Source organism: Sphingobacterium thalpophilum, from assembly GCF_901482695.1.
GTDB lineage: Bacteria > Bacteroidota > Bacteroidia > Sphingobacteriales > Sphingobacteriaceae > Sphingobacterium > Sphingobacterium thalpophilum.
In genome coordinates, this window is sequence record NZ_LR590484.1 from 3,697,274 (window position 1) to 3,717,280 (window position 20,007).

At 42.7% G+C, this 20,007-nt stretch carries 17 protein-coding genes and 3 tRNA genes; 11 read left to right on the forward strand and 9 right to left on the reverse strand.

What is annotated here, in order from left to right; all coding sequences use genetic code 11:
• Window positions 1-236 precede the first annotated feature (236 nt).
• Complete coding sequence (locus tag FGL37_RS15170) at window positions 237-1,964, reverse strand: MFS transporter (protein WP_028069173.1); 1,728 nt, start codon at window positions 1,962-1,964, stop codon at window positions 237-239.
• Window positions 1,965-2,261: 297 nt separating this feature from the next.
• On the opposite strand from FGL37_RS15170, the gene rho reads away from it, so the two are divergent.
• Window positions 2,262-3,761, forward strand: coding sequence for a transcription termination factor Rho (rho, locus tag FGL37_RS15175; protein WP_028069172.1), 1,500 nt, complete (start codon window positions 2,262-2,264; stop codon window positions 3,759-3,761).
• A gap of 117 nt (window positions 3,762-3,878) precedes the next feature.
• On the forward strand, window positions 3,879-4,565 hold the full coding sequence (gene pssA / locus FGL37_RS15180) for a CDP-diacylglycerol--serine O-phosphatidyltransferase (RefSeq protein ID WP_028069171.1): 687 nt from the start codon (window positions 3,879-3,881) through the stop codon (window positions 4,563-4,565).
• Here the strand turns inward: pssA and FGL37_RS15185 are convergent.
• Together FGL37_RS15185 and folK are read right to left on the reverse strand one after the other, a co-directional pair.
• The gene (locus tag FGL37_RS15185; RefSeq protein WP_028069170.1) at window positions 4,562-4,870 is read right to left on the reverse strand and encodes an Hpt domain-containing protein; all 309 of its coding nucleotides are present in this window, start codon (window positions 4,868-4,870) and stop codon (window positions 4,562-4,564) included. The two genes, pssA and FGL37_RS15185, sit on opposite strands and share 4 nt — an antisense overlap.
• Window positions 4,863-5,390: a 2-amino-4-hydroxy-6-hydroxymethyldihydropteridine diphosphokinase gene (gene folK, locus FGL37_RS15190; protein ID WP_051606623.1), complete on the reverse strand. Its 528-nt coding sequence runs from the start codon at window positions 5,388-5,390 to the stop codon at window positions 4,863-4,865. Before folK ends, FGL37_RS15185 begins: the two co-directional genes overlap by 8 nt.
• 120 nt (window positions 5,391-5,510) lie before the next feature.
• Here folK and sppA point away from each other — a divergent pair, with 120 nt between their 5' ends.
• From sppA to FGL37_RS15205, 3 genes are all read left to right on the forward strand, one after another.
• Complete coding sequence (gene sppA, locus FGL37_RS15195) at window positions 5,511-7,277, forward strand: signal peptide peptidase SppA (RefSeq protein ID WP_028069169.1); 1,767 nt, start codon at window positions 5,511-5,513, stop codon at window positions 7,275-7,277.
• 113 nt (window positions 7,278-7,390) lie between these two features.
• The gene (locus FGL37_RS15200) at window positions 7,391-8,581 is read left to right on the forward strand and encodes a phosphoglycerate kinase (protein ID WP_028069168.1); all 1,191 of its coding nucleotides are present in this window, start codon (window positions 7,391-7,393) and stop codon (window positions 8,579-8,581) included.
• A gap of 319 nt (window positions 8,582-8,900) precedes the next feature.
• A complete protein-coding gene (locus FGL37_RS15205; RefSeq protein ID WP_051606621.1) occupies window positions 8,901-9,743 on the forward strand; it encodes an endonuclease/exonuclease/phosphatase family protein in 843 nt (280 codons plus the stop codon).
• Here the strand turns inward: FGL37_RS15205 and FGL37_RS15210 are convergent.
• Together FGL37_RS15210 and FGL37_RS15215 are read right to left on the reverse strand one after the other, a co-directional pair.
• Window positions 9,740-12,427, reverse strand: coding sequence for a TolB family protein (locus tag FGL37_RS15210; protein ID WP_232048711.1), 2,688 nt, complete (start codon window positions 12,425-12,427; stop codon window positions 9,740-9,742). The two genes, FGL37_RS15205 and FGL37_RS15210, sit on opposite strands and share 4 nt — an antisense overlap.
• 494 nt (window positions 12,428-12,921) lie before the next feature.
• Window positions 12,922-13,170, reverse strand: a complete 249-nt coding sequence (locus FGL37_RS15215) for a hypothetical protein (protein ID WP_138096892.1) — start codon at window positions 13,168-13,170, stop codon at window positions 12,922-12,924.
• Window positions 13,171-13,246: 76 nt separating this feature from the next.
• Between FGL37_RS15215 and mgtE the strand changes: the two genes are divergently transcribed.
• The 5 genes from mgtE (at window position 13,247) to FGL37_RS15240 (ending at window position 16,208) form a co-directional block, all read left to right on the forward strand.
• The gene (gene mgtE / locus FGL37_RS15220) at window positions 13,247-14,623 is read left to right on the forward strand and encodes a magnesium transporter (protein ID WP_028069165.1); all 1,377 of its coding nucleotides are present in this window, start codon (window positions 13,247-13,249) and stop codon (window positions 14,621-14,623) included.
• A gap of 254 nt (window positions 14,624-14,877) precedes the next feature.
• Window positions 14,878-14,951, forward strand: a tRNA-Asn gene (locus FGL37_RS15225).
• A gap of 49 nt (window positions 14,952-15,000) precedes the next feature.
• Window positions 15,001-15,074 (forward strand) — tRNA-Asn (locus FGL37_RS15230).
• Window positions 15,075-15,162: 88 nt separating this feature from the next.
• Window positions 15,163-15,236: transfer RNA gene (locus tag FGL37_RS15235), tRNA-Asn, on the forward strand.
• A 57-nt stretch (window positions 15,237-15,293) separates the two neighbouring features.
• The gene (locus FGL37_RS15240; RefSeq protein WP_028069164.1) at window positions 15,294-16,208 is read left to right on the forward strand and encodes a PfkB family carbohydrate kinase; all 915 of its coding nucleotides are present in this window, start codon (window positions 15,294-15,296) and stop codon (window positions 16,206-16,208) included.
• Between the two features lie 6 nt (window positions 16,209-16,214).
• Here FGL37_RS15240 and FGL37_RS15245 read toward each other — a convergent pair whose 3' ends face one another.
• The 3 genes from FGL37_RS15245 to murB all read right to left on the reverse strand — a co-directional run bounded on the left by FGL37_RS15245 (window position 16,215) and on the right by murB (window position 18,280).
• Window positions 16,215-16,457 carry a cytochrome b5 domain-containing protein gene (locus FGL37_RS15245; RefSeq protein WP_171019326.1) on the reverse strand — a complete coding sequence of 81 codons (243 nt, stop codon included), beginning with the start codon at window positions 16,455-16,457 and terminating at the stop codon, window positions 16,215-16,217.
• A 34-nt stretch (window positions 16,458-16,491) separates the two neighbouring features.
• Complete coding sequence (locus FGL37_RS15250) at window positions 16,492-17,001, reverse strand: RNA polymerase sigma factor (RefSeq protein ID WP_028069162.1); 510 nt, start codon at window positions 16,999-17,001, stop codon at window positions 16,492-16,494.
• Window positions 17,002-17,263: 262 nt separating this feature from the next.
• Window positions 17,264-18,280, reverse strand: a complete 1,017-nt coding sequence (murB, locus tag FGL37_RS15255) for a UDP-N-acetylmuramate dehydrogenase (protein ID WP_081817815.1) — start codon at window positions 18,278-18,280, stop codon at window positions 17,264-17,266.
• 104 nt (window positions 18,281-18,384) lie between these two features.
• Here murB and FGL37_RS15260 point away from each other — a divergent pair, with 104 nt between their 5' ends.
• A complete protein-coding gene (locus FGL37_RS15260; protein ID WP_028069160.1) occupies window positions 18,385-18,999 on the forward strand; it encodes a TetR/AcrR family transcriptional regulator in 615 nt (204 codons plus the stop codon).
• Here FGL37_RS15260 and FGL37_RS15265 read toward each other — a convergent pair.
• Window positions 18,996-19,982, reverse strand: coding sequence for a YpdA family putative bacillithiol disulfide reductase (locus FGL37_RS15265; protein WP_028069159.1), 987 nt, complete (start codon window positions 19,980-19,982; stop codon window positions 18,996-18,998). The two genes, FGL37_RS15260 and FGL37_RS15265, sit on opposite strands and share 4 nt — an antisense overlap.
• Window positions 19,983-20,007: the final 25 nt, after the last annotated feature.

Here is a 20,007-nt window from a genome sequence, read left to right on the forward strand (position 1 = left end):
AGTAGTTTTAATTGTGTTTATCGTTATAAAATGAGTAATCAATTCATTAATCAATTCCCCGAAAATACATTTTTTAATTTTAAATATCATAATTTATCCATGTATTTTTGAAAAAATAAATTTTGGCATTCCTCCCATATTATAAAAAAACTGGCTTAACAGTGTCGTTAAGCCAGTTTTTAAAGCTTGTAATAAAATTGTTTAAATAGTGTACTATTTACAATTAGTTGACTGCTTTAGTGTGCGCCTTCGGCTTCAATCTCATCAATATTAATGCCTTGTTTAGTCAAAATTCCTCTGACAAATATGGCAAAGAATACGATATAGCAGAATCCGACTAAGGGTAGGATATATGAGTTATGGATGCCAATAATATCTGCTAATTTTCCCTGTATAGGAGGAAGAACACCACCGCCGAGAATCATCATAACAAGGAAAGCCGATCCTTGGGCTGTATATTTTCCTAGGCCAACGATGGACAAGCTAAAAATAGACGACCACATGATGGAGCAGGCCAGACCGCCAGACAGAAACGCGTAAATGGCTACTGTGCCCGACGAGAATAGGCCGATTAGCATGGCTATAATGCCGAATAAACCAAAAATGATCAAGGTACGTGCAGGTTTTTCTTTACTCAGGTAAAAAGCCACGATCTGAAGAATGATGCAGACCACATAGTAATAAAGGTGCGACATTTCAAAGCCTGCAAGGGTATTTACACCTATGATAATAGAAAATGCAATCAAGGGGACGACGATGAGTAAACCGTTTTTGGTTGACTTGCTTAGATTGAATGCTGTGATGGCACCAGCCCAGCGTCCGATCATCATGCTGCCCCAGTACATCGATACGTAAGGTGTGATCTGTGAAGACTGTAGGCTGCCAAATTCTTTTAACGTTAGCAATTCTCCGAGGTTGCTTCCAATAGCCACCTCGATACCTACATAAATAAATAAGGCCAACATGCCCAAGGCCAATTGTGGATATTTCATCGCTCCCCAGCCTTCAGGATTTTTTTGCGCACTTCTGTTTGCAAAAAGCAGGCCGCCTATCATGACTACCAATGCCCCTGCTAACCATAACATACGTTGTGTTTCAAGCGGCTTGGCCACGTCCTTTATTTGTGCTTTTAACTGGTCGATCTGCACCTGATCTGTCAGGCTGGAAACCTGCTGATGCAACTGTTCGATGTGTAGGGCCAGGTCGCTTTTGTAGCTTAAAAAGACCGGTGTGAACATACCGAATAACAAAAGGGTCATCACGATCAAGGTACGTAAGGCCTTATTCGCTTTCTCCATGGGTTCGTCGCTAATTCCGGCAGGGACCTTCTTACTAAAGTTGAATAGGGCAGCTGCCAGAAGAAATAGCAGGCCAACGCCAATATATAGGTAAACCACCTTGTTTAATGGCAGGTTAGCAATTTCGGAATCAGAAATAGGTTCAAAGGTACCGAACAATGAAAATCCGATCACCAACGGGCCAATCGTCGTTCCGAAGGAGTTTACACCTCCTCCAAGGTTGACACGGGAAGCGCCTGTTTTGGGATCTCCCAACAACACGGCGAAGGGATTGGCTGCTGTCTGCTGAAGCGAAAAACCGAGTGCCACAACAAATAGACCTAACAACATACCTATGTACAAATTCACCTCTACAGCTACTATCATTGCTGCGGCGCCCAATGCTGAAAAAAGGAGTCCGTAAACAATACTTTTTTTGTAGCCCCATTTTCCGACAAGGTCCTTACCACCTATCGAACTGAAGATAAAAAGGAGCAATGCACCGATATAGTATGCCGTATAGAAGGCAAAATCTATAAGTTGCGACTGAAATTGATCAAGGTGAAAGTAATTCTTGCAGAAAGGGATAAATACGCTGTTTCCTGCCGCAATGAAGCCCCAAAAGAAAAACACAATAATCAGTGTGTAGAGCGCGGGGTAATTGGTTTTAGTCTGTTGCTGTTCCATATAAGGGATCTAAAAACTTTAATTTTGAAAGCTACGAACTTATGAAAAAAAATATAAATTCAATCTAAAAATGTTGTTAAATCGTTTTACTACTTACAATAGTAAATATTTTTCTTGAAATATTTTGAAATAACAAAATTTGTTTTTTTCTTTGTCAAGGTTCTCAATATTTAACCCACTTCGGGATTAAAAGAAATCATTTAGTTCTTCATTCACTTAAACCGGGTAACTAGCTTAAGTGTATAATCAGAATAAAGCTCAAAAAAGAAAATCCAAAAAAACATACACAACACATTAATGGATATTAACGAATTAAACGCTAAACTCGTATCAGAATTGCGCGAGATTGCTAAGTTGATCGGTATCGCAGATGCTGATAAATTGCGTAAGCAGGAATTAATAGAAAGAATTAGCAATACGGGTGGGGAAGAAGAAGCAGCTCCAGCTTCTGTCGAAAAGGTTGCTAAAGCAAATGAAGAAAATCCAGAACAAGCTGAACGGACGACGCGAAAGCGAGTAAGGACCGTAAAAACAGCGGAGCCCGTCACTGTACGGAAGCGCGAAGTTGCTGAAAATCCTGAAAATAGCGCTGCCGAGACGGTTTCTGCGGCAGATAAAGGTCCCCAACCTGATAAAACACCGCAAACTCCCAAAGCTGAAACTACTCCTCCTAGTACAGATTTCGATAATGTTATTGTTAATGAAGGTGTTCTTGAAATCATGCCCGATGGATATGGTTTCTTACGTTCTTCAGACTACAACTATCTGACATCGCCTGATGATATCTATGTATCTCAGTCGCAGATTAAACTGTTTGGCTTAAAAACCGGAGATACTGTCCGTGGTTGTATCCGTCCACCAAAGGAAGGCGAAAAATATTTTCCATTGGTAAGGGTGGAGGCTATCAATGGTCAGAATCCAGCTGAGGTACGTGATCGTGTGCCATTTGATTATTTAACACCATTGTTCCCTGACGAGCGTCTAAATCTGGATATGGGGATGGGAAATTATTCTACGCGTATCATGGATCTGTTTACGCCAATTGGAAAGGGACAACGTGGCCTTATCGTTGCTCAGCCTAAAACGGGTAAAACCAACTTGTTGAAGGAAGTAGCAAACGCGATTGCCAAGAACCATCCTGAGGTGTATCTGATTATCTTATTGATCGACGAACGTCCGGAAGAGGTGACCGATATGGCAAGAAGTGTACGGGCAGAGGTGGTATCATCTACCTTTGATGAGCCTGCAGACCGTCATGTGAAGATTGCTAATATCGTTCTGGAAAAGGCGAAACGTATGGTCGAATGCGGTCACGATGTGGTTATTCTTCTGGATTCCATTACCCGTCTGGCACGGGCTTATAATACAGTGGCACCTGCTTCTGGTAAGATATTGTCGGGAGGTGTGGATGCCAATGCTCTTCACAAGCCCAAACGTTTCTTCGGTGCTGCGCGGAACATTGAAAACGGTGGTTCGTTGACTATTTTGGCTACCGCATTGACCGATACAGGTTCTAAAATGGATGAGGTAATCTTTGAAGAGTTTAAAGGTACAGGTAATATGGAGCTGCAGCTTGACCGTAAGCTGGCGAACAAACGTATCTTCCCTGCGATTGACATTACTGCATCCAGCACACGCCGGGACGACCTGTTGACAGACAAAGATACGCTACAGCGCATCTGGGTACTTCGCAACCATTTGTCGGATATGAACTCGACAGAGGCCATGGAATTTTTACAGGCACAACTGCGTGGTACTAAATCAAATGAAGAATTTTTGATTAGTATGAATGGGTAATCCCATTAAATTTTGATATTTTAGCCATCATTTCAATGGAAATGATGGCTTTTTTTTTGAAAGTGGGAGGTTATTGAGATCCGTATTTCAAAAAAATGATTATATAATTACATGTCGATGAAAAAACATATTCCGAATCTATTAACCTGCCTTAATCTTTTCAGTGGCTGTATTGCTGTATTGATGGCATTGCGGGGCGATATCACAGCAGTTACGATCTGTGTGCTCGCTTCGGGAATATTTGATTTTTTTGATGGCATGGTCGCCCGGCTGCTTCATGTGAAATCTTCCATTGGTAAAGAGCTGGATTCTTTAGCGGACATGGTGAGTTTTGGTTTTCTACCCGGAACACTGATGTTTATGCTGTTGCAAAAAACGTTCGCCGATGGTTCCTTTGTTCCTTATGTGGGCTATATAGTTACGGTGTTCTCCGCGCTGAGACTGGCCAAGTTCAATTTGGATGAACGGCAAACTTCGGATTTTATTGGGTTGAATACGCCCATGAATACATTTTATGTGCTCTCGCTGCCGTATATTTCAGGCAAGTATCCGGAGCTGGTGCTGAATCCTGTTTTTTTGATTGGAAGTGTTCTATTAACCAGTTATTTGTTGGTCAGCGAGATCCGGTTATTCTCGATGAAGTTTAGTTCGATGGACTGGAAGACAAATAAATTTAGATTTATATTTCTGTTCTTAACGTTGATTCTGTTTTTGATCGGCCGGTTTATGGCACTGCCACTCATTCTCGTGCTCTATTTTATACTATCGGCGCTGCACTTCCATAAAAAAAACGATCTGGTTTAGATCGTTTTTTCATATTGCTCAAGTTCGAAGATCAATTCTTTCATTTCAATATCCAGCACCTCGAAAGCAGCCCGGAGTCCCTCAAGGGATTCACTATTTTTTGCGGCGGTCTCGAGCGTTTCAAATTTAGCTTTTAGATGGAAAGCACCGATGTAATCCATAGTCGGTTTGATATGATGAGCGGCGTCCGCTATGTTCTGGAGGTCGCCGGCCGCTATGGCATTGCGCAAATGGTCCAGATCGACAGGCGTCTGAATAAGGTACATGGATACAAACTGTTTGATTAAAGCTTGATCGTCAAACATGTTTTGACTGATCAAGTCCGTGTCGATATGGTTCATCGCTGCTAATTTTCGTTACGGGTAAGCTGTCTTTACAAATATTCAATAAATATACACTATTTTTTTTGTAAACGGGGTGTAGGTGTTCCGGAGCGACCTCGGCGAGGGGGATTAAGGTGAACTTTCGTTCGCCAATGTGGGGGTGGGGGATCTTGAGATCAGGAAGATCGATGATCTCATCATTGAAATAGAGTAAATCGATATCGATTGCTCTTTCTCCCCATTTTTTGATCCGCACTCGTCCCAGCTGCTGTTCGATCTGTTGCGTTTGTTTCAGGCACTCGGAAGGTGATAGACGGGAGTGCAGCACGATGACCTGGTTGAGAAAAGCCGGCTGGTCCTCTACACCCCAGGCGGCTGTTTCATAGACCGAAGAGGTCTTTATAATTTTCCCGACCTGCGATCTGAGATATTGCTTTGCCAAGGACAGCTGTGCAAAGCGATCGCCTAAGTTGGTCCCCAGTAATATAAAAATCTCATTCATGTCGCTAAATTAAGTTTTTAAAAACTAAAATACTGGGGGAATAAAAAATATTGCATTACCTTTAGTGTAAAATAAATCACTTTTTTGATAGTGTTTGGAAATAGAATTTAATTAGAGAATATGAGATCATTTTTTAAGTATGTGTTAGCTACGATTACAGGGATTTTGGTGTCCTTTGTGATACTGTTTATTGTCTTTATGGGGATCATCGGTGCGATTATAAGTTCAGCATCGTCGGATCAGGAAGTGGTTGTTAAAAGTAATTCGGTGCTCTTTCTATCCTTTGACTACGAAATTACCGAGCGTAGTGAAGCCAATCCGCTGGGCAGCCTGAATCTCCCGGGATACACGATCAAGAGTATTGGGCTGGATGATATTCTGGAAAGGATCAGATATGCGGCCACCGATGGAAATATCAAAGGTATTTATATCGATGCCGGCAGTATTGGGACTGGCTTTGCGAGCCTAAAGGAGATTCGGGACGAATTGCAGACTTTTAAGAAAACAGGGAAGTTTGTCGTTGCTTATAATGCCGGCTATAATCAAAAGGCCTATTATGTGGCCAGTATAGCTGACAAGGTATACGTAAATCCGCAGGGAACTGTCGATTTCAGAGGGCTGGCGAGTTCGACAATGTTCTATAAGGATCTACTGGATAAGGTAGGTGTCGAGATGCAGATCGTAAAAGTCGGGACATTTAAAAGTGCTGTAGAACCTTTTTTTCTGAATCAGATGAGCGATCCAAACCGTCTTCAGGTCAGCTCTTATCTGGGTAGTATATACGACACCTTTATCAATGAAATTTCGGCAAGCAGAAAAATAGCAGCAGACTCATTGAGGGCCATAGCTGATGGCTATCTTGTCCGAAATGCGGATGACGCAGTACGTTATAAACTAGCAGATGCGAAGCTATATAAAGATGAGCTGCTTTCGGATCTGAGAAAACGTCTACATATGGGAGAGAAAGAGGAAATACCTTTTGTATCCTTGCTCGATTATAACAAGAAAATAAAGAGTGATGTCAGCAGCTCTGAGATTGCTGTCCTTTATGCTACAGGTGAGATTGTGGATGGGGAGGGGAAAGGGCCGGGTGAGATCGGCGGCGATAAACTGTCGCGCGAACTACGCGCCTTACGGGAAGACGATGCGGTGAAGGCCGTTGTGCTCCGGATTAACTCGCCGGGAGGATCCGCACTGGCATCTGATATCATTTGGCGGGAAGTGGTGCTGACCAAGAAAGTAAAACCAGTGATCGTCTCGATGGGCGATGTGGCTGCTTCGGGCGGCTATTATATTGCGGCGGCAGCAGATTCTATATTTGCGGAGCCCACGACCATAACCGGTTCGATCGGAGTATTTGGTGTAATACCCAACTTCCAGAATCTGATGAACAATAAGATTGGCGTGCATTACGATGGTGTAAAGACCGCTAAATTTGCGGACTTGATGACGACCTTTGACCGTCCGCTGACTGCTGAAGAAAGGGATATCATCCAAAAGGAAGTTGACAAGGTCTATACAACTTTTACCGGCGTCGTTGCGGGTGGACGTAAGCTGTCTGTAGCCGCGGTGGATAGTATTGGTCAGGGACGTGTGTGGACAGGTATGCAAGGGGTCAACAATAAGCTGGTGGACCGTCTCGGTAATGTGGAAACGGCCATACGCGCAGCAGCTAAGAAAGCAAACTTGAGCAAATACAAGGTCGCACAATACCCCGAAAAGGAGGATCCGTTTACATCGATTCTAAACAATTCGAAGGAGAAGGTCCAGGCTTGGGTAGCAAGAGAACAGATGGGTGAATACTACCGGTATTTTGATGTGATCAAAAAGGCGACAGCGCAGAGTGGGGTTCAGGCTAGGCTACCGTATACAGTGGAGATCTATTGATGTAAGTTACGGAACCATTAAAAAACAAATTATTCTGACGAAAACAAATGCTTTTTTTTATATTTAGGCGTTTGTTTTGGCAAACGACAATCCAAAACCATTAAAGTTACATAATGAAAACAGTAGACGATTTAAATTTTGCAGGTAAAAAAGCCTTGGTGCGTGTTGATTTCAACGTTCCTTTGGATGAGAATTTCAATATTACAGATGACAACCGTATACAGGGGGCTGCTCCGACCATAAAGAAGATATTGAAGGATGGTGGAAGTGTGATCCTGATGTCGCATTTAGGAAGACCAAAAGATGGTCCTACTGATAAATATTCATTGAAACATATTGTTTCGCATCTTTCAGATGTACTGGGTACCGTCGTACAGTTTGCCAACGATTGCATCGGAACCGAAGCGCAGGAAAAAGCTGCCGCGTTGCAAGCTGGGCAAGTGCTATTGTTAGAGAATCTGCGTTTCTATAAAGAGGAGGAAAAAGGAGATGTGGGTTTTGCTGAAAAGCTGTCCGCATTGGGCGATGTTTATGTCAATGATGCTTTCGGTACAGCGCACCGCGCCCATGCATCAACGGCTATAATTGCACAATTTTTTCCGGGTGCTAAGTATAGCGGATACCTGATGGCAGCCGAGGTAGGCAATGCCGAGAAGGTGCTCAATAATCCGGTCAGGCCGTTTACCGCTATTATGGGCGGCGCCAAGGTTTCCGATAAAATTCAGCTGATTGAAGCTTTGTTGGATAAAGTCGATAATTTGTTGATCGGTGGGGGTATGGCCTATACATTCGTCAAAGCAAGAGGCGGTGAAATCGGTCAGTCGCTGGTCGAAATAGATAAGCTTGACCTGGCAAATGAACTGGTTCAAAAGGCAAAAGAAAAGGGCGTTAATCTTGTGATTCCTACAGATGCGCAAATCGCAGATGCTTTTTCGAACGATGCCAATGTATATGACGGGCCTAATGATCAAATTCCGGCGGATCTTCAAGGACTGGATATCGGCAAGGAGTCTGCGGCTAACTTCGCTGCGATTATCAAGGATTCTAAAACTATTCTCTGGAACGGACCTATGGGCGTGTTCGAATTTGATACTTTTGCCAAAGGGACGAAAGCAGTGGCTGACGCGGTGGTTGAAGCAACAAAAAACGGCGCATTTTCGTTGATCGGAGGAGGAGATTCTGCTGCAGCTGTAAGCAAGTTCGGGATGAGCGATGATGTGAGTTATGTCAGTACCGGCGGAGGAGCACTTTTAGAGTATATGGAAGGTAAAGTGCTGCCCGGAGTGAAGGCACTTGAAGACTAATGTGAATATAAATTCAGAAAAAGGGGATAATACAATATTATCCCCTTTTTTGATTATGAATGGTGTGGCTGAGATGCCGTTCGGTTTGGCCGGACTTACTTTACATTAAATGATTGCCCCAGGGGCCCGGATCGGCTTGTCGTTCCCTTATCGTTTTTTTTGATCGTGTCGGGATAAATGGGAGAGGAAGACACTGTAACAGTTACTTTATCACAATGTCAGATGTAAATCAATTATCTGTTAAATATCGCAGCCGTACTGGTATTTTTTGCCGCATTTGTTAAATTTATCCGACATGATATAATATAGGTGTTTATTGATGGATGCTAATAAGAAAAAAGAAAAGGTGAGTTCGGGTTTTTTTTCGGTTTTGACCTATAACGTAGCGGGGTTACCGGGATTTATATCTTCTGCAATCACGGGTAGAAGCAGGAGCATTGCAGAAATCGGTAAAAAGATAAATCCCTTCGATATTGTCAATGTACAGGAAGATTTTAATTACAATAATAGTTTATACTGGGGAGGGAATCAACATCCCTATCGCACCAAAACAAAGGGGCGTGTTCCTTTCGGAGACGGGCTAAATACATTGTCACGTTTTCCGATGTCGGCAGTGATCCGGGTTCCGTGGCGGAAACGTACAGGTGCCGACTTTCTGACGCCTAAAGGCTTTACTTTGGTGAAAGTGGAAATTGTGGACGATGTGTGGATCGATGTCTATAATGTGCACGCAAACGCCCAGAACAACCGGAGAGCGGCTAGTGCCAGGAGGGACAATCTCAACCAGCTGCGTGATTATATCGCCGCTCATTCTCGTGAACATGCGTTGATTGTGATGGGGGATTTTAACGCGCACTATAGTTTTAGCGATGACAATCTACATGATTTTATGGAATCGACGGCACTAGTGGACAGCTGGGTCGAATTGCAGAATGGCGGGCTGGTTCCGGAAGCTAACCATGCGTTCAGACCACCGCATATGCTCTCTATCGGCAATCAGTGTGAGTCAATAGATAAAATCCTTTATCGCAGCAGTGGCGATCTGAGTCTGGCAGCCCGGGACTATAATATCGAAAATAATCTATTTACAAATTCCAAAGGACTGCCTCTGTCTGATCATTACGCCCTGGCTGCCAATTTTAATTGGGCAATTCACCTCTAATATGTATAATTGAGACTTACCGTAGGTATCACGCGCTGAGTTGCAGTATTGTCGTTGATATAGGTTCCCTTTACCACAAATTCAAAATCAGGTAAGGGGTATCGGAAGGAGTTGAAATCAAAGGACAAGTAAGCTCCAAAGCTTTTTGGTGCAATTTCTTGGTGTTTGTGAATGTTTTGGTAGTCTGCAAACAAGCCTCCTTTTACACGTTTTATGTAAGCTATTGAACCTAGCGCCAAGTCGGGATAAACCATCGGAAACCTGTAGTTTACCAATAAGGTATTTTTCACTTTTTCGTATTTATAATAACTAAATCCGCTTACCAGCGGGATGTCGTTGATGTATTCATAGATTCCAGTTCCTGCTTGTGCACTGAGCCGGATCTGAAAACCATGATTCCGCATTAACCCGGGTAGGTAAAATACTGTTCGCGCAGACAGAATTTCGCCTTTAGCTTTGTTTTCAAAGGGTGTGTGTCTGTAAGTAATGCTCAAATTTTGTCCCCATCGCGGATATAGGTCCATCGTTGCCATTCGGGCGTTGCGGTTGAAATAAAGCTGATAGGTCAATGGAAATGCGGTCTCGTCGTTGAAGTTTTTAAGATCGTTGCGGCTCAGGTTATAACGTCTTAAGTAAGCCGTTGCGAAGTTGAAGCCTGTCGAATAATTGTAGTCGAAACGATAAAAAGAAAGCGGAATGGACAGCTGACTGGAAATATAGTGTTCGCGCCAGTCAAAGCGGACGCTGCTGTCGGGCTTTCCGGGGACACTTGCCGCTGCGATCTGGCCCCGGTTTTCATACCGTAGCGATAGTTTGGGGAAATATCTGTTGTAATTGAGCTCGGCCGAATAAATGCCCTTTCGGATATCGGTGTCGTATTCATAGCCAAGTGCTATCTGTGTCGTGTTTAAGATGTTGTTTGAAAGCCAGAAAACTCCAGGTTTGAAGTTGTCAAAGCTTTCAAAATTGCTGCTGCTGAGGGAGAGGCTATGAAAGTTGAATGTCCTTGCCAGTCCATGGTATGGAACAATGGTATAACCGGAGGAGGAATCCGGCCGTGCCAGGGTCAGGGACGGAAGACTGTCTTTGCGCAACACGTTGCTGTAGTAATGTGAAAAATAATCGGTTTCGGGCTGTATGTTATATATACTGTCGATGCTCGTTCGGCTGATTTTGTATCCATTATATTGGTAATTGTTGAACAGCAGCTCTTTAGTTTCACGGCTATAAAAAGGGTTGAAAGCTCCGAACTGTGCCTTGGTCAGCAAATGCCTCTTCCCCGAGTGCCGATCGATCAGGTAAATATTATCAATACCGTTGAAGTTGGCTTTTGCGATGATATCCATACCCGAAAGGTATTGTGGTCGCTCGTACTGCTGGTTTCCCCAAGGGGTGAGGTTGGTGATCCTCTCAAGTTTGAGATCTATTTCACATAAAGCGGTTCCATTTTCTGATAGGCGGATAGCGACGATCTTATCGCCTGAGGGGTTAAAAGCGGGATGCTGCAGCTGCTCACCGTCTGCAAGTCTGATCCGTTTCGCGATCGAGCCATTTTCGAGGCTTATAAGCGTCAGATAGCTTTCGTTGGATAAATCTACTTCAACACAGGCAATCAAAGCTTCTACGGGGCTAAAGACCGGCGAATAATATCGTGAATGTTTGGTGAGGGTTCTAATCTTGCCGGTTTTTAGGTTCATGAGGTTGATGACGTTGTAGCTTCTTTTACTATAGCGGGGATCTCTTCGCAGTTCATCCCATACAACATAGTCTCTGCTAATATCAAAATGCGGTGTTAATTGAATCCCTGTTTTTACCAACTCAGATTCTTCCTTTGTGCGATCATCGTAGGTGTATATGGCATTGGTTTTTTCTGGATTTTGTTTTATAAAATAAAGTATGCCGGACTGCGATTTTGGTAATAGATGATGGTTGTAAAAGCGATGTTTTCCAGGAGCTATTTCCGTGTAATTCTGGAAGCTGTACGCGCCCGTTTTTCTCGTCCAGATCGAGTCTAATTTTGCAATTGTTTTTCTATACAAATATGCACTGTTTCCACCTATTTTTTTCTTTAAAACCCGATTGATGTTATAAGGAAAAAGTGGTTTTCTGTTCAGCTCAGAAAACAGATCCGCTTCGTAGTCCTGTGGTAATTCGGACTTCAATGTGGTAGTCATCAAATAGCCGATTGTGTAATAGCTTGGCACGATGTCTTTAAAAGATCCCAGTAGATATTTGTCAAAACTATACTGTCGGTCCGATTGAAAGTTTGCTTTTATAGGCATTTCGAAGGAAGGTAGCCGCCCTCTTCCACCAGCAGAGAAAATGGTCTCGGACAGTGTGGCGTCGCCTTCGAAATACCAAGAAGGGACGGTCAGGCCATAATAGGCAAGCGCTAACTGTTCAAAAAAAGGAGCTCCTAATTTTCCTGTCAATTTGTCAAATTGACTGACGTGTCTGGATTCGTGAAGGATCAGATTTGGTAGCCAGGTCTGGTTATCCGGATCGGCACCGGCGGTGCTATACAATTCAGATTTACGGGGAGAAAGCTGAACAAAGCCATTGGTCTGCAGATTCGTGTTGTGTATAATAAAAGGGATTTTTCGTGGTGTGATTTTATAATTTCGACTGGTTATATGAAGCGAATTGCGGACGTAATCTGCTAGGGTAGGGGCATTGCTTTTCATTTCTTCAGGGAATATTAGCCGGAAATTAAGTGTATCAATTTTATACCATTTTTGGCTGGCAGGTGCTTGGCTGTCTTCAAAAAACTGTGCGGAACATTTTTGTGAATATATGATTAATGTAAATATCGTTAAATACTTGAAAATTATATTTTTATCGTTCATTATATTGGCTAATATGATGGTTTGCTAATTTATTTAGTTTTAATTTCGTTTTTTATATGAATTTTAAGTTTTGTTGTTTGTTTATAATGTTTTGATTCTTATTATTTTATATAATTCGTAATTTGTGTCTATTCGTTGTATATTTTAGCCGGTTGAGGCCTTAGAAGCTGGCTTGCCAGTTTCTTTGCATGCCGTCTGAGAGAACCGGAAAGTATGTGACGAATATACTTAAATATTCAAGCATAGCGTACGGGATATGAAAAATATTTGCGTGTTTGAAACAGAGAGGGAGATGCCAGGACGGGGCCGGAATTTTTAGGAAGCTAATGTTTTTAAGTTGTGCTTTCGCACTGGTCGGATCCGGCGCCAGCTGTTGGGTCGGCATCAATATCCGGGCATGCGAAAAAGCGTTTGTGATGCGCAGCAGTTTGCTTCGTCTGCTTTTTGTGAGGGCTGACTGAAGTAGCTTGTGTAGTGACAAAATGTCTGGTTTCAGAACGCTCCGCGAAGTGATCTTGCATGGCCGCTGCAGAAATACGGGAACTAAAAGCTGCTTTTTTGTTATTTATTTTTTTATTCAAATTTTACTTTAAAAAAGCGATTTTTGTACCATATAATTTTTTGTACAGATGTAGGATTTTAAATCAGCAGGAAGATATGGAAGAACTGGAAATGCAGGTAAGTCGTGTAGAGCAATTAATAGCGAGTGGTGATTTTGTTGGCCTTGAGAATTTTCTAAATGAGATGAATATTTCTGAGGTGGAAGAATTAATTGACGAGCTGCCGGAGCATGGTCCTCTTTTTATCGAATCTTTAAATTTAAACCGCGCGGTAAACGTATTTAGGATCCTGGATTTTCCTACTCAAAACCGAATTTTCAAGAAGCTTTCCAAGGCCAAAATCAGTGCGCTGATTAATGAACTTCCGCCTGATGACCGCACCTCATTTTTCTCCGAAATGAAGGATGATATCAAACATCTGATACTGCTGTTACCACCAAAAGACCGGGTTGAAGCACTAGCACTTTTGGGCTACCCTGAAGACAGCGTTGGACGTCTGATGACGCCGGATTATATTACGGTGAAGGAGCATTGGAATATAGAAAGAATTCTGGGTCATATCCGTCGATATGGAAAAGATTCAGAAACTATAGACGTGCTGTATGTCATTGATTCGAACGGTAAGTTGATTGATGATATCCGCATCAAGGATGTGCTCATGGCCGAGCCTGAAACAGTGGTCAGTGATCTGATCGACTATCGTCTGATATCGCTGAATGCTTATGATCCGCAGGAGGAAGCTATCAATATTTTCCGGATGAACAATCGTGTTGCTTTACCTGTGGTGGATGCGCAAGGTATTATGTTGGGTATTGTTACGGTAGATGATATTCTCTGGGTCGCCAATGAGGAGTATACCGAAGACATGCAACGCATCGGCGGTACGGAAGCTTTGGATGAGCCTTATCTGGATGTATCCATAAAAAATCTGGTCAAGAAGAGAGCTGGATGGCTGATTGTGTTATTTTTGGGGCAGCTGCTGACCGCGACAGTAATCGAGCATTTTGAGGAGCAGATGGCAAGCGCCATCATGTTATTTGCGTTGATGCCGGTGATTATTTCCAGTGGCGGGAATAGTGGTTCACAGGCTTCGACACTGATTATACAGGCTATGGCGCTTGGCGAGGTGACGCTGTCTGACTGGTGGCGGGTAATGCGCCGGGAGATTCTGTCGGGTTTACTGCTGGGGGTCATTTTGGGTGCGCTTGGGTTTTTGCGGATCATGGCCTGGCAGTCTTTTGCCCACAGTTATGGGGAGTACTGGGTGCTGGTGGCTCTGGTGATTTCTTTATCTTTGGTTGGCGTAGTATTGTGGGGCTCGTTGATGGGATCGATGTTGCCATTTGTAATGAAGCGACTGGGGGCAGATCCTGCGAGTTCATCCGCGCCATTTGTGTCCACCTTAGTGGATGTGACTGGGCTCTTAATTTATTTTACGGTGGCTACATTAATCTTGAAAGGCGTATTGCTTTAAATGTACGTTGTTAAATAATCGGTCCGTATTTCTTTGCAAGAAGCAGGTTTTTATCTATGATAGAAACGTTTTTATGCCCCTATGGTCCCCTTATCTGATTTTTTGAGAAATTGGGTATAAAGAAAATAAATTATTCTAATTGGATTTTAGGAAGTTGTAAAAAATGTACGCAAAAAATTTGTAGTATTCTAATAATCTTCCGATACTTGCATCACGGAAACGCGAATGGGTTTCCGAAAGAATTGAAAAAATACTCCTGAATAGCTCAGCAGGTTAGAGCATCTGACTGTTAATCAGAGGGTCGCTGGTTCGAGCCCAGCTTCAGGAGCAGTTCACAACTTCGTGAGAACGTCGTTGTTGGTATATTCAATTTTCATTCCTGAATAGCTCAGCAGGTTAGAGCATCTGACTGTTAATCAGAGGGTCGCTGGTTCGAGCCCAGCTTCAGGAGCGATAAGCAAATAAATTATTTGCAAGTAATATCAAAATGTACTATTTTTGTACACTCGAAGAGAAAGGAGCTTCTCTGAAAATAAAATTCCTGAATAGCTCAGCAGGTTAGAGCATCTGACTGTTAATCAGAGGGTCGCTGGTTCGAGCCCAGCTTCAGGAGCAAAATAGAAACCGGCTTTAGGCCGGTTTTTTTGTTTACATGCTTTATTAAAAAACTATGAGTTTAGTAATTATTGGTACGGTGGCTTTTGATGCAATAGAAACACCGTTCGGTAAAACTGACAAAATTCTAGGTGGTGCCGGTACTTTTGCAAGTCTGGCGGCGTCATATTTATGTGATCAGATTAAGCTGGTCAGCGTGGTGGGGGAGGATTTCGGTGACCATCATATGGATTTGATCAAACGCCGGGGTATCGATGTTTCGGGCGTGCAGATCATCCCAGGGGGGCGCACCTTTTCGTGGTCTGGCCGTTATCATAACGATATGAATAGCCGCGATACACTGGCCACAGATTTAAATGTCCTTGCGGATTTTGATCCACTGATTCCTGATAGTTATCAGGACTGTGAGTATCTCCTGTTGGGTAATCTCACTCCACAGGTGCAACTGACGACCTTATCGCGATTAAAACAGACGCCCAAACTGGTCGTACTAGATACTATGAATTACTGGATGAATGTGGCCTTAGATGATCTGAAGAACGTGCTGCAAAAAGTTGATGTCCTCACGATCAACGATGCGGAGGCAAGACAGCTTTCGGGTGAGTACTCACTGGTCAAAGCTGCTCAGGTTATTTTGAATATGGGACCCAACTATCTGATTATAAAAAAAGGAGAGCATGGAGCCTTGCTGTTTGGTGAAAATCAGGTATTTTCCGCGCCTGCCTTACCGCTTGCGGATGTGTTTGATCCCACTGGAGCAGGGGATACGTTTGCGGGAGGTTTTATTGGCTATTTGGCCAAGGTCAAAAGCATTAATTTTACCAATATGAAAAATGCACTGATCTTCGGTTCTGCACTTGCCTCTTTTTGTGTCGAAAAATTTGGTACAGACCGGCTGGTGGAACTGACAGATGAGGATATACAGAAGCGGCTAAATGCTTTTGTAGCTCTTTCCCAATTTAACTTGTAATGAAGTTTAGGTTTTCAAGATTCCGATACACTGGAATCTTGAAAATACGCTTTCCGTATGTGGAGCTTCCTGTAGCTCTGCCGTTAAATCCTGTCCTGCCCAATGCTCATAATGCATGCCTTTTAGCCACAACCTGCTTTCGCTTACATCGTAGATAAAGCCTTTGTAGGCTATCCAGATCTGTGGTTTATCCTGTCCGTTCCGCAGGGCGAGCTGTGCTTTGCTATATTCTGGTAATCCTTCTTTCATCATGACGATCGATAAGAAGGCGAAGTTAGAAAAATTAGGCCACTTTATAAGCGGACAAAGATCGTTTCATCAACTTCCGGGCGACGTGTATCCGCGTCTTTACAGTGCCAATAGGAATATTCAGGTGCTCGGAGATTTCATGATATTTAAATCCCTCAAAATACAAAGAGAAGGGGATGTAGTATTCATCTGACAGGCTGGATAAAGCTTCATGAATATCCTCCATGACGAATTTGCTTTCGCCCTGATTGCTAGAGGCAGACATTAGCAAATTAGAATTGGAGATGTCTTCGTCTTTGGTGATGAATGAGTTTGTCTTTACGATCCGCCTATAGTTATTTATAAACGTGTTTTTCATGATCGTGTAAAGCCATCCTTTTAGGTTGGTACCTTCCTTGAAATTTTTGAAATAGGTAACGGCCTTGAGGATGGTATCCTGTACAAGATCGTTTGCATCCTCATAATCGCTGGTAAAATTTCTGGCGTAGAGTTTTAATGAGTCCGATTGCTCAATAACCATGTTGTCAAATTCATTCTTTGTCATAGCTTAATGAATTATAACTGTTCTTTTTAGCAAACAGTAAGTTTATAAATCCGGTTCATTAATTATCGGACAAATAATGCGCCAAAATACCTAAGAATGAATTTCTTAATGTAATTTTAAGATTATTTTAAGCGGGGAAAATTGACAGAAAAATTAATCTTAAGTAAATTAAATTAGCCCGAATCGGGCCTTGGACCAGCTTGGGGCTGTTTTGCAGTTTCTGTTAAGCATTTTTACAGCTATAAACTAAAGCTGAGATTCTTTACAATAAATTAACCTCTCGCTCGAGACCGATCCCAAATTTATCTTGCACATCATGGATGATCCGTTCAGAAAGTTCGTAAATCTCCTGACCGCTTGCATGTTGTCTGTTTATTAGTACAAGCGCCTGATTTTTCCAGACACCGGCTCGGCCATAGGCCTTGCCTTTCCATCCACACTGCTCGATTAACCAACCAGCTGCCAGTTTTGTTTGGTTATCGGGCATGGGATAATGCGGGATGGTCGGGTACAGCTTTTGTAAAGTCTGGAAATCCGTAAGCGAAATCACCGGATTTTTAAAGAAGCTTCCGGCATTGCCGACTGTACTGGGATCCGGTAGTTTCTCCACGCGAATTTTGGAAACGACCCTTGCGATGTCAGCTATTGAAGGCTCATTGATACGTTGCTTGGCTAGCTCGCTTTCGATGGCACCGTAGCTGGTATTGATTTTAGGCGTCAGGCTCAGTTTATAGGTAACTTCTGTAATAATAAAGCGTCCTTTGTGTTCGGTTTTAAAAATGCTGTCGCGGTAGGAGAAGTTGCAGTCTTCCTTCTGAAATGTCGTAAATGTTCCAGTTTGCGTATCAAAAGCCTCACAACTATGAAACACGTACATAAGTTCAGCTCCGTAAGCGCCTATATTCTGCACGGGCGAGGCACCCACCGTGCCGGGTATAAGAGCCATATTTTCGATGCCCGCATAGTTGTTGTTTATGCAGTACCATACAAACTCGTCCCAGATCTCACCGGCTTTGGCCGTCACATACACATGGTAATCTTCTGATCTGGCGGTTATGCCTTTGCTCGTCATGCGAATGATATAGCCTTGGAAATGTTTGGTAAACAGTACGTTGCTGCCGGCTCCCAAGACGAAAAACTGCTGTTCAAAAATTCCTTTTTTAAAAATTTCGGTCAATGTTTCATTGTCATTTACTTCGATCAGGAAATTTGTCTTTTCTTCTATTCCAAATGTATTGAAGGCTTTTAGAGATATATCCGACTGAATGTTTAATTCCATATTGACTTTAATTTTCAGAAATTCAAAAAAATCAGCTATCTTTAGCATGATAATCGGTAAAGATAGTACAACCGTTTATTTTATGCTAAAAAAATATATGTTTAATGGGTAATGCGGATGTAAAAAGAATCAAAATTCTTGAAGCAGCAACAAGACGCTTTGCGCACTTCGGAATGGCTAAGACAACGATGTCGGAAATAGCCAAAGATCTTAATTTTTCAAAAGCACTGCTTTATTATTATTTTCCAGATAAGAACAGTTTATACTCTGCTGTTTTTGAATACGTTATTGATAAGATGATCGAAGAGATCGAAGAGGTCATAGATCGAGGGGGCAACTTTGAAGAGATCATGATGTACTCTATTGATATGCGTGTCAAAATTATCAATCAATATTACAATTTGTTTGAATACACCATGAAAATGGTCAAGGAGCTTCCGGATGAACTGGAACGAGTATTCAAAGAATCCTACCTGCGGGAAGTTGAAATTATCGAAAAGATTCTTCAGCTTGGTGTCGATGCACAGGAAATCCATGTAGATGATCTCAATGAGACCGCCCGTATCTTATTATACTCATTGTTTGGTATGCGTATGGGCATCCTCAAGGACATGAAGAATATGCTGTTCCCGACCAAAGAAGAATTCGATCATATTCTCAGTTTGCAGAAGAAAATGATGAAAATCTTCCTGAATGGCCTACGTTATCAGCGAGGTTAATTATCCTTAGACTGTATATGGCTCAAGATCTGCTTAGCATGGATTCGGGAGTTTTCGATAAACCAGAGGTGTGTATTTAAGCCGCCACATACTACTCCAGCCAGATATAAACCTGTTATATTTGTCTCCATCGTTTGTTCGTTATGGCTGGGGATGCAAGGGGCCTGCTGGGGGATAGCAACACCAATCTTTCTTAGAAAATCAAAATTTGGGCGATATCCAGTTAAGGCCAGCACAAAATCGTTGTCCAGCACGACTGTTTCGGTTTCAGTTCGGATAAAAGCTTGAGTTTCGGTAACTGCAGTCAGCTGGCTATTGTAGAAGACGGTGATCTCTCCGGCAGCAATTCTATTTTCGATATCCGGTCTGACCCAGTATTTCACCCGTGGGCTGATTTCGTTACCCCGGATTACCAGGGTAACCTGAGCTCCCTTACGGTAAGTTTCCAGTGCTGCGTCAATGGACGAATTGCTGGCGCCTACCACGATAACCTTTTGTCCGCTATAATAGTGCGGATCATTGTAATAGTGTCTCACTTTGGGTAACTCTTCGCCGGGGATATTAAGCAACATGGGGATATCATAAAAACCGGTCGCGATAATAACCTTTTTGGCAACGTAAACAGCTTTATTGCTCTGAACCTGGAAATCGCCTGCCTCATTTTTTTTGATATCGAGTACTTCCTCGAATAGTTGTGTCTGCAGTTCGAATTTTTGTTGTATGCGTCTATAATATTCCAGAGCTTCGACCCTTCGTGGTTTGGGATTGGTTGTTACAAACGGAATGCCACCTATTTCCAGACGTTCGGAGGAGGAGAAAAAGGTCATATTTTGGGGGTAGTTGTACAGAGAGTTGACCAGGCAGCCTTTTTCCAGTATAAGATATGTTAGATTGGCCTGTTTGGCTTCCAGTGCACAGGCCAGACCGATGGGGCCGCCGCCAACAATAATAATGTCGTAGCTTGATGCTTTACTTTCGCTCATAAATACAAATTTCGGGAATTTTGAG

Coding starts and splice junctions, on each gene's coding strand:
- FGL37_RS15170 (WP_028069173.1), bottom strand. CDS start 1,964: ATGGAACAGCAACAGACTAAAACCAATTACCCCGCGCTCTACACACTG.
- rho (WP_028069172.1), top strand. CDS start 2,262: ATGGATATTAACGAATTAAACGCTAAACTCGTATCAGAATTGCGCGAG.
- pssA (WP_028069171.1), top strand. CDS start 3,879: ATGAAAAAACATATTCCGAATCTATTAACCTGCCTTAATCTTTTCAGT.
- FGL37_RS15185 (WP_028069170.1), bottom strand. CDS start 4,870: ATGTTTGACGATCAAGCTTTAATCAAACAGTTTGTATCCATGTACCTT.
- folK (WP_051606623.1), bottom strand. CDS start 5,390: ATGAATGAGATTTTTATATTACTGGGGACCAACTTAGGCGATCGCTTT.
- sppA (WP_028069169.1), top strand. CDS start 5,511: ATGAGATCATTTTTTAAGTATGTGTTAGCTACGATTACAGGGATTTTG.
- FGL37_RS15200 (WP_028069168.1), top strand. CDS start 7,391: ATGAAAACAGTAGACGATTTAAATTTTGCAGGTAAAAAAGCCTTGGTG.
- FGL37_RS15205 (WP_051606621.1), top strand. CDS start 8,901: ATGGATGCTAATAAGAAAAAAGAAAAGGTGAGTTCGGGTTTTTTTTCG.
- FGL37_RS15210 (WP_232048711.1), bottom strand. CDS start 12,427: ATGAAAAGCAATGCCCCTACCCTAGCAGATTACGTCCGCAATTCGCTT.
- mgtE (WP_028069165.1), top strand. CDS start 13,247: ATGGAAGAACTGGAAATGCAGGTAAGTCGTGTAGAGCAATTAATAGCG.
- FGL37_RS15240 (WP_028069164.1), top strand. CDS start 15,294: ATGAGTTTAGTAATTATTGGTACGGTGGCTTTTGATGCAATAGAAACA.
- FGL37_RS15245 (WP_171019326.1), bottom strand. CDS start 16,457: ATGAAAGAAGGATTACCAGAATATAGCAAAGCACAGCTCGCCCTGCGG.
- FGL37_RS15250 (WP_028069162.1), bottom strand. CDS start 17,001: ATGACAAAGAATGAATTTGACAACATGGTTATTGAGCAATCGGACTCA.
- murB (WP_081817815.1), bottom strand. CDS start 18,280: ATGGAATTAAACATTCAGTCGGATATATCTCTAAAAGCCTTCAATACA.
- FGL37_RS15260 (WP_028069160.1), top strand. CDS start 18,385: ATGGGTAATGCGGATGTAAAAAGAATCAAAATTCTTGAAGCAGCAACA.
- FGL37_RS15265 (WP_028069159.1), bottom strand. CDS start 19,982: ATGAGCGAAAGTAAAGCATCAAGCTACGACATTATTATTGTTGGCGGC.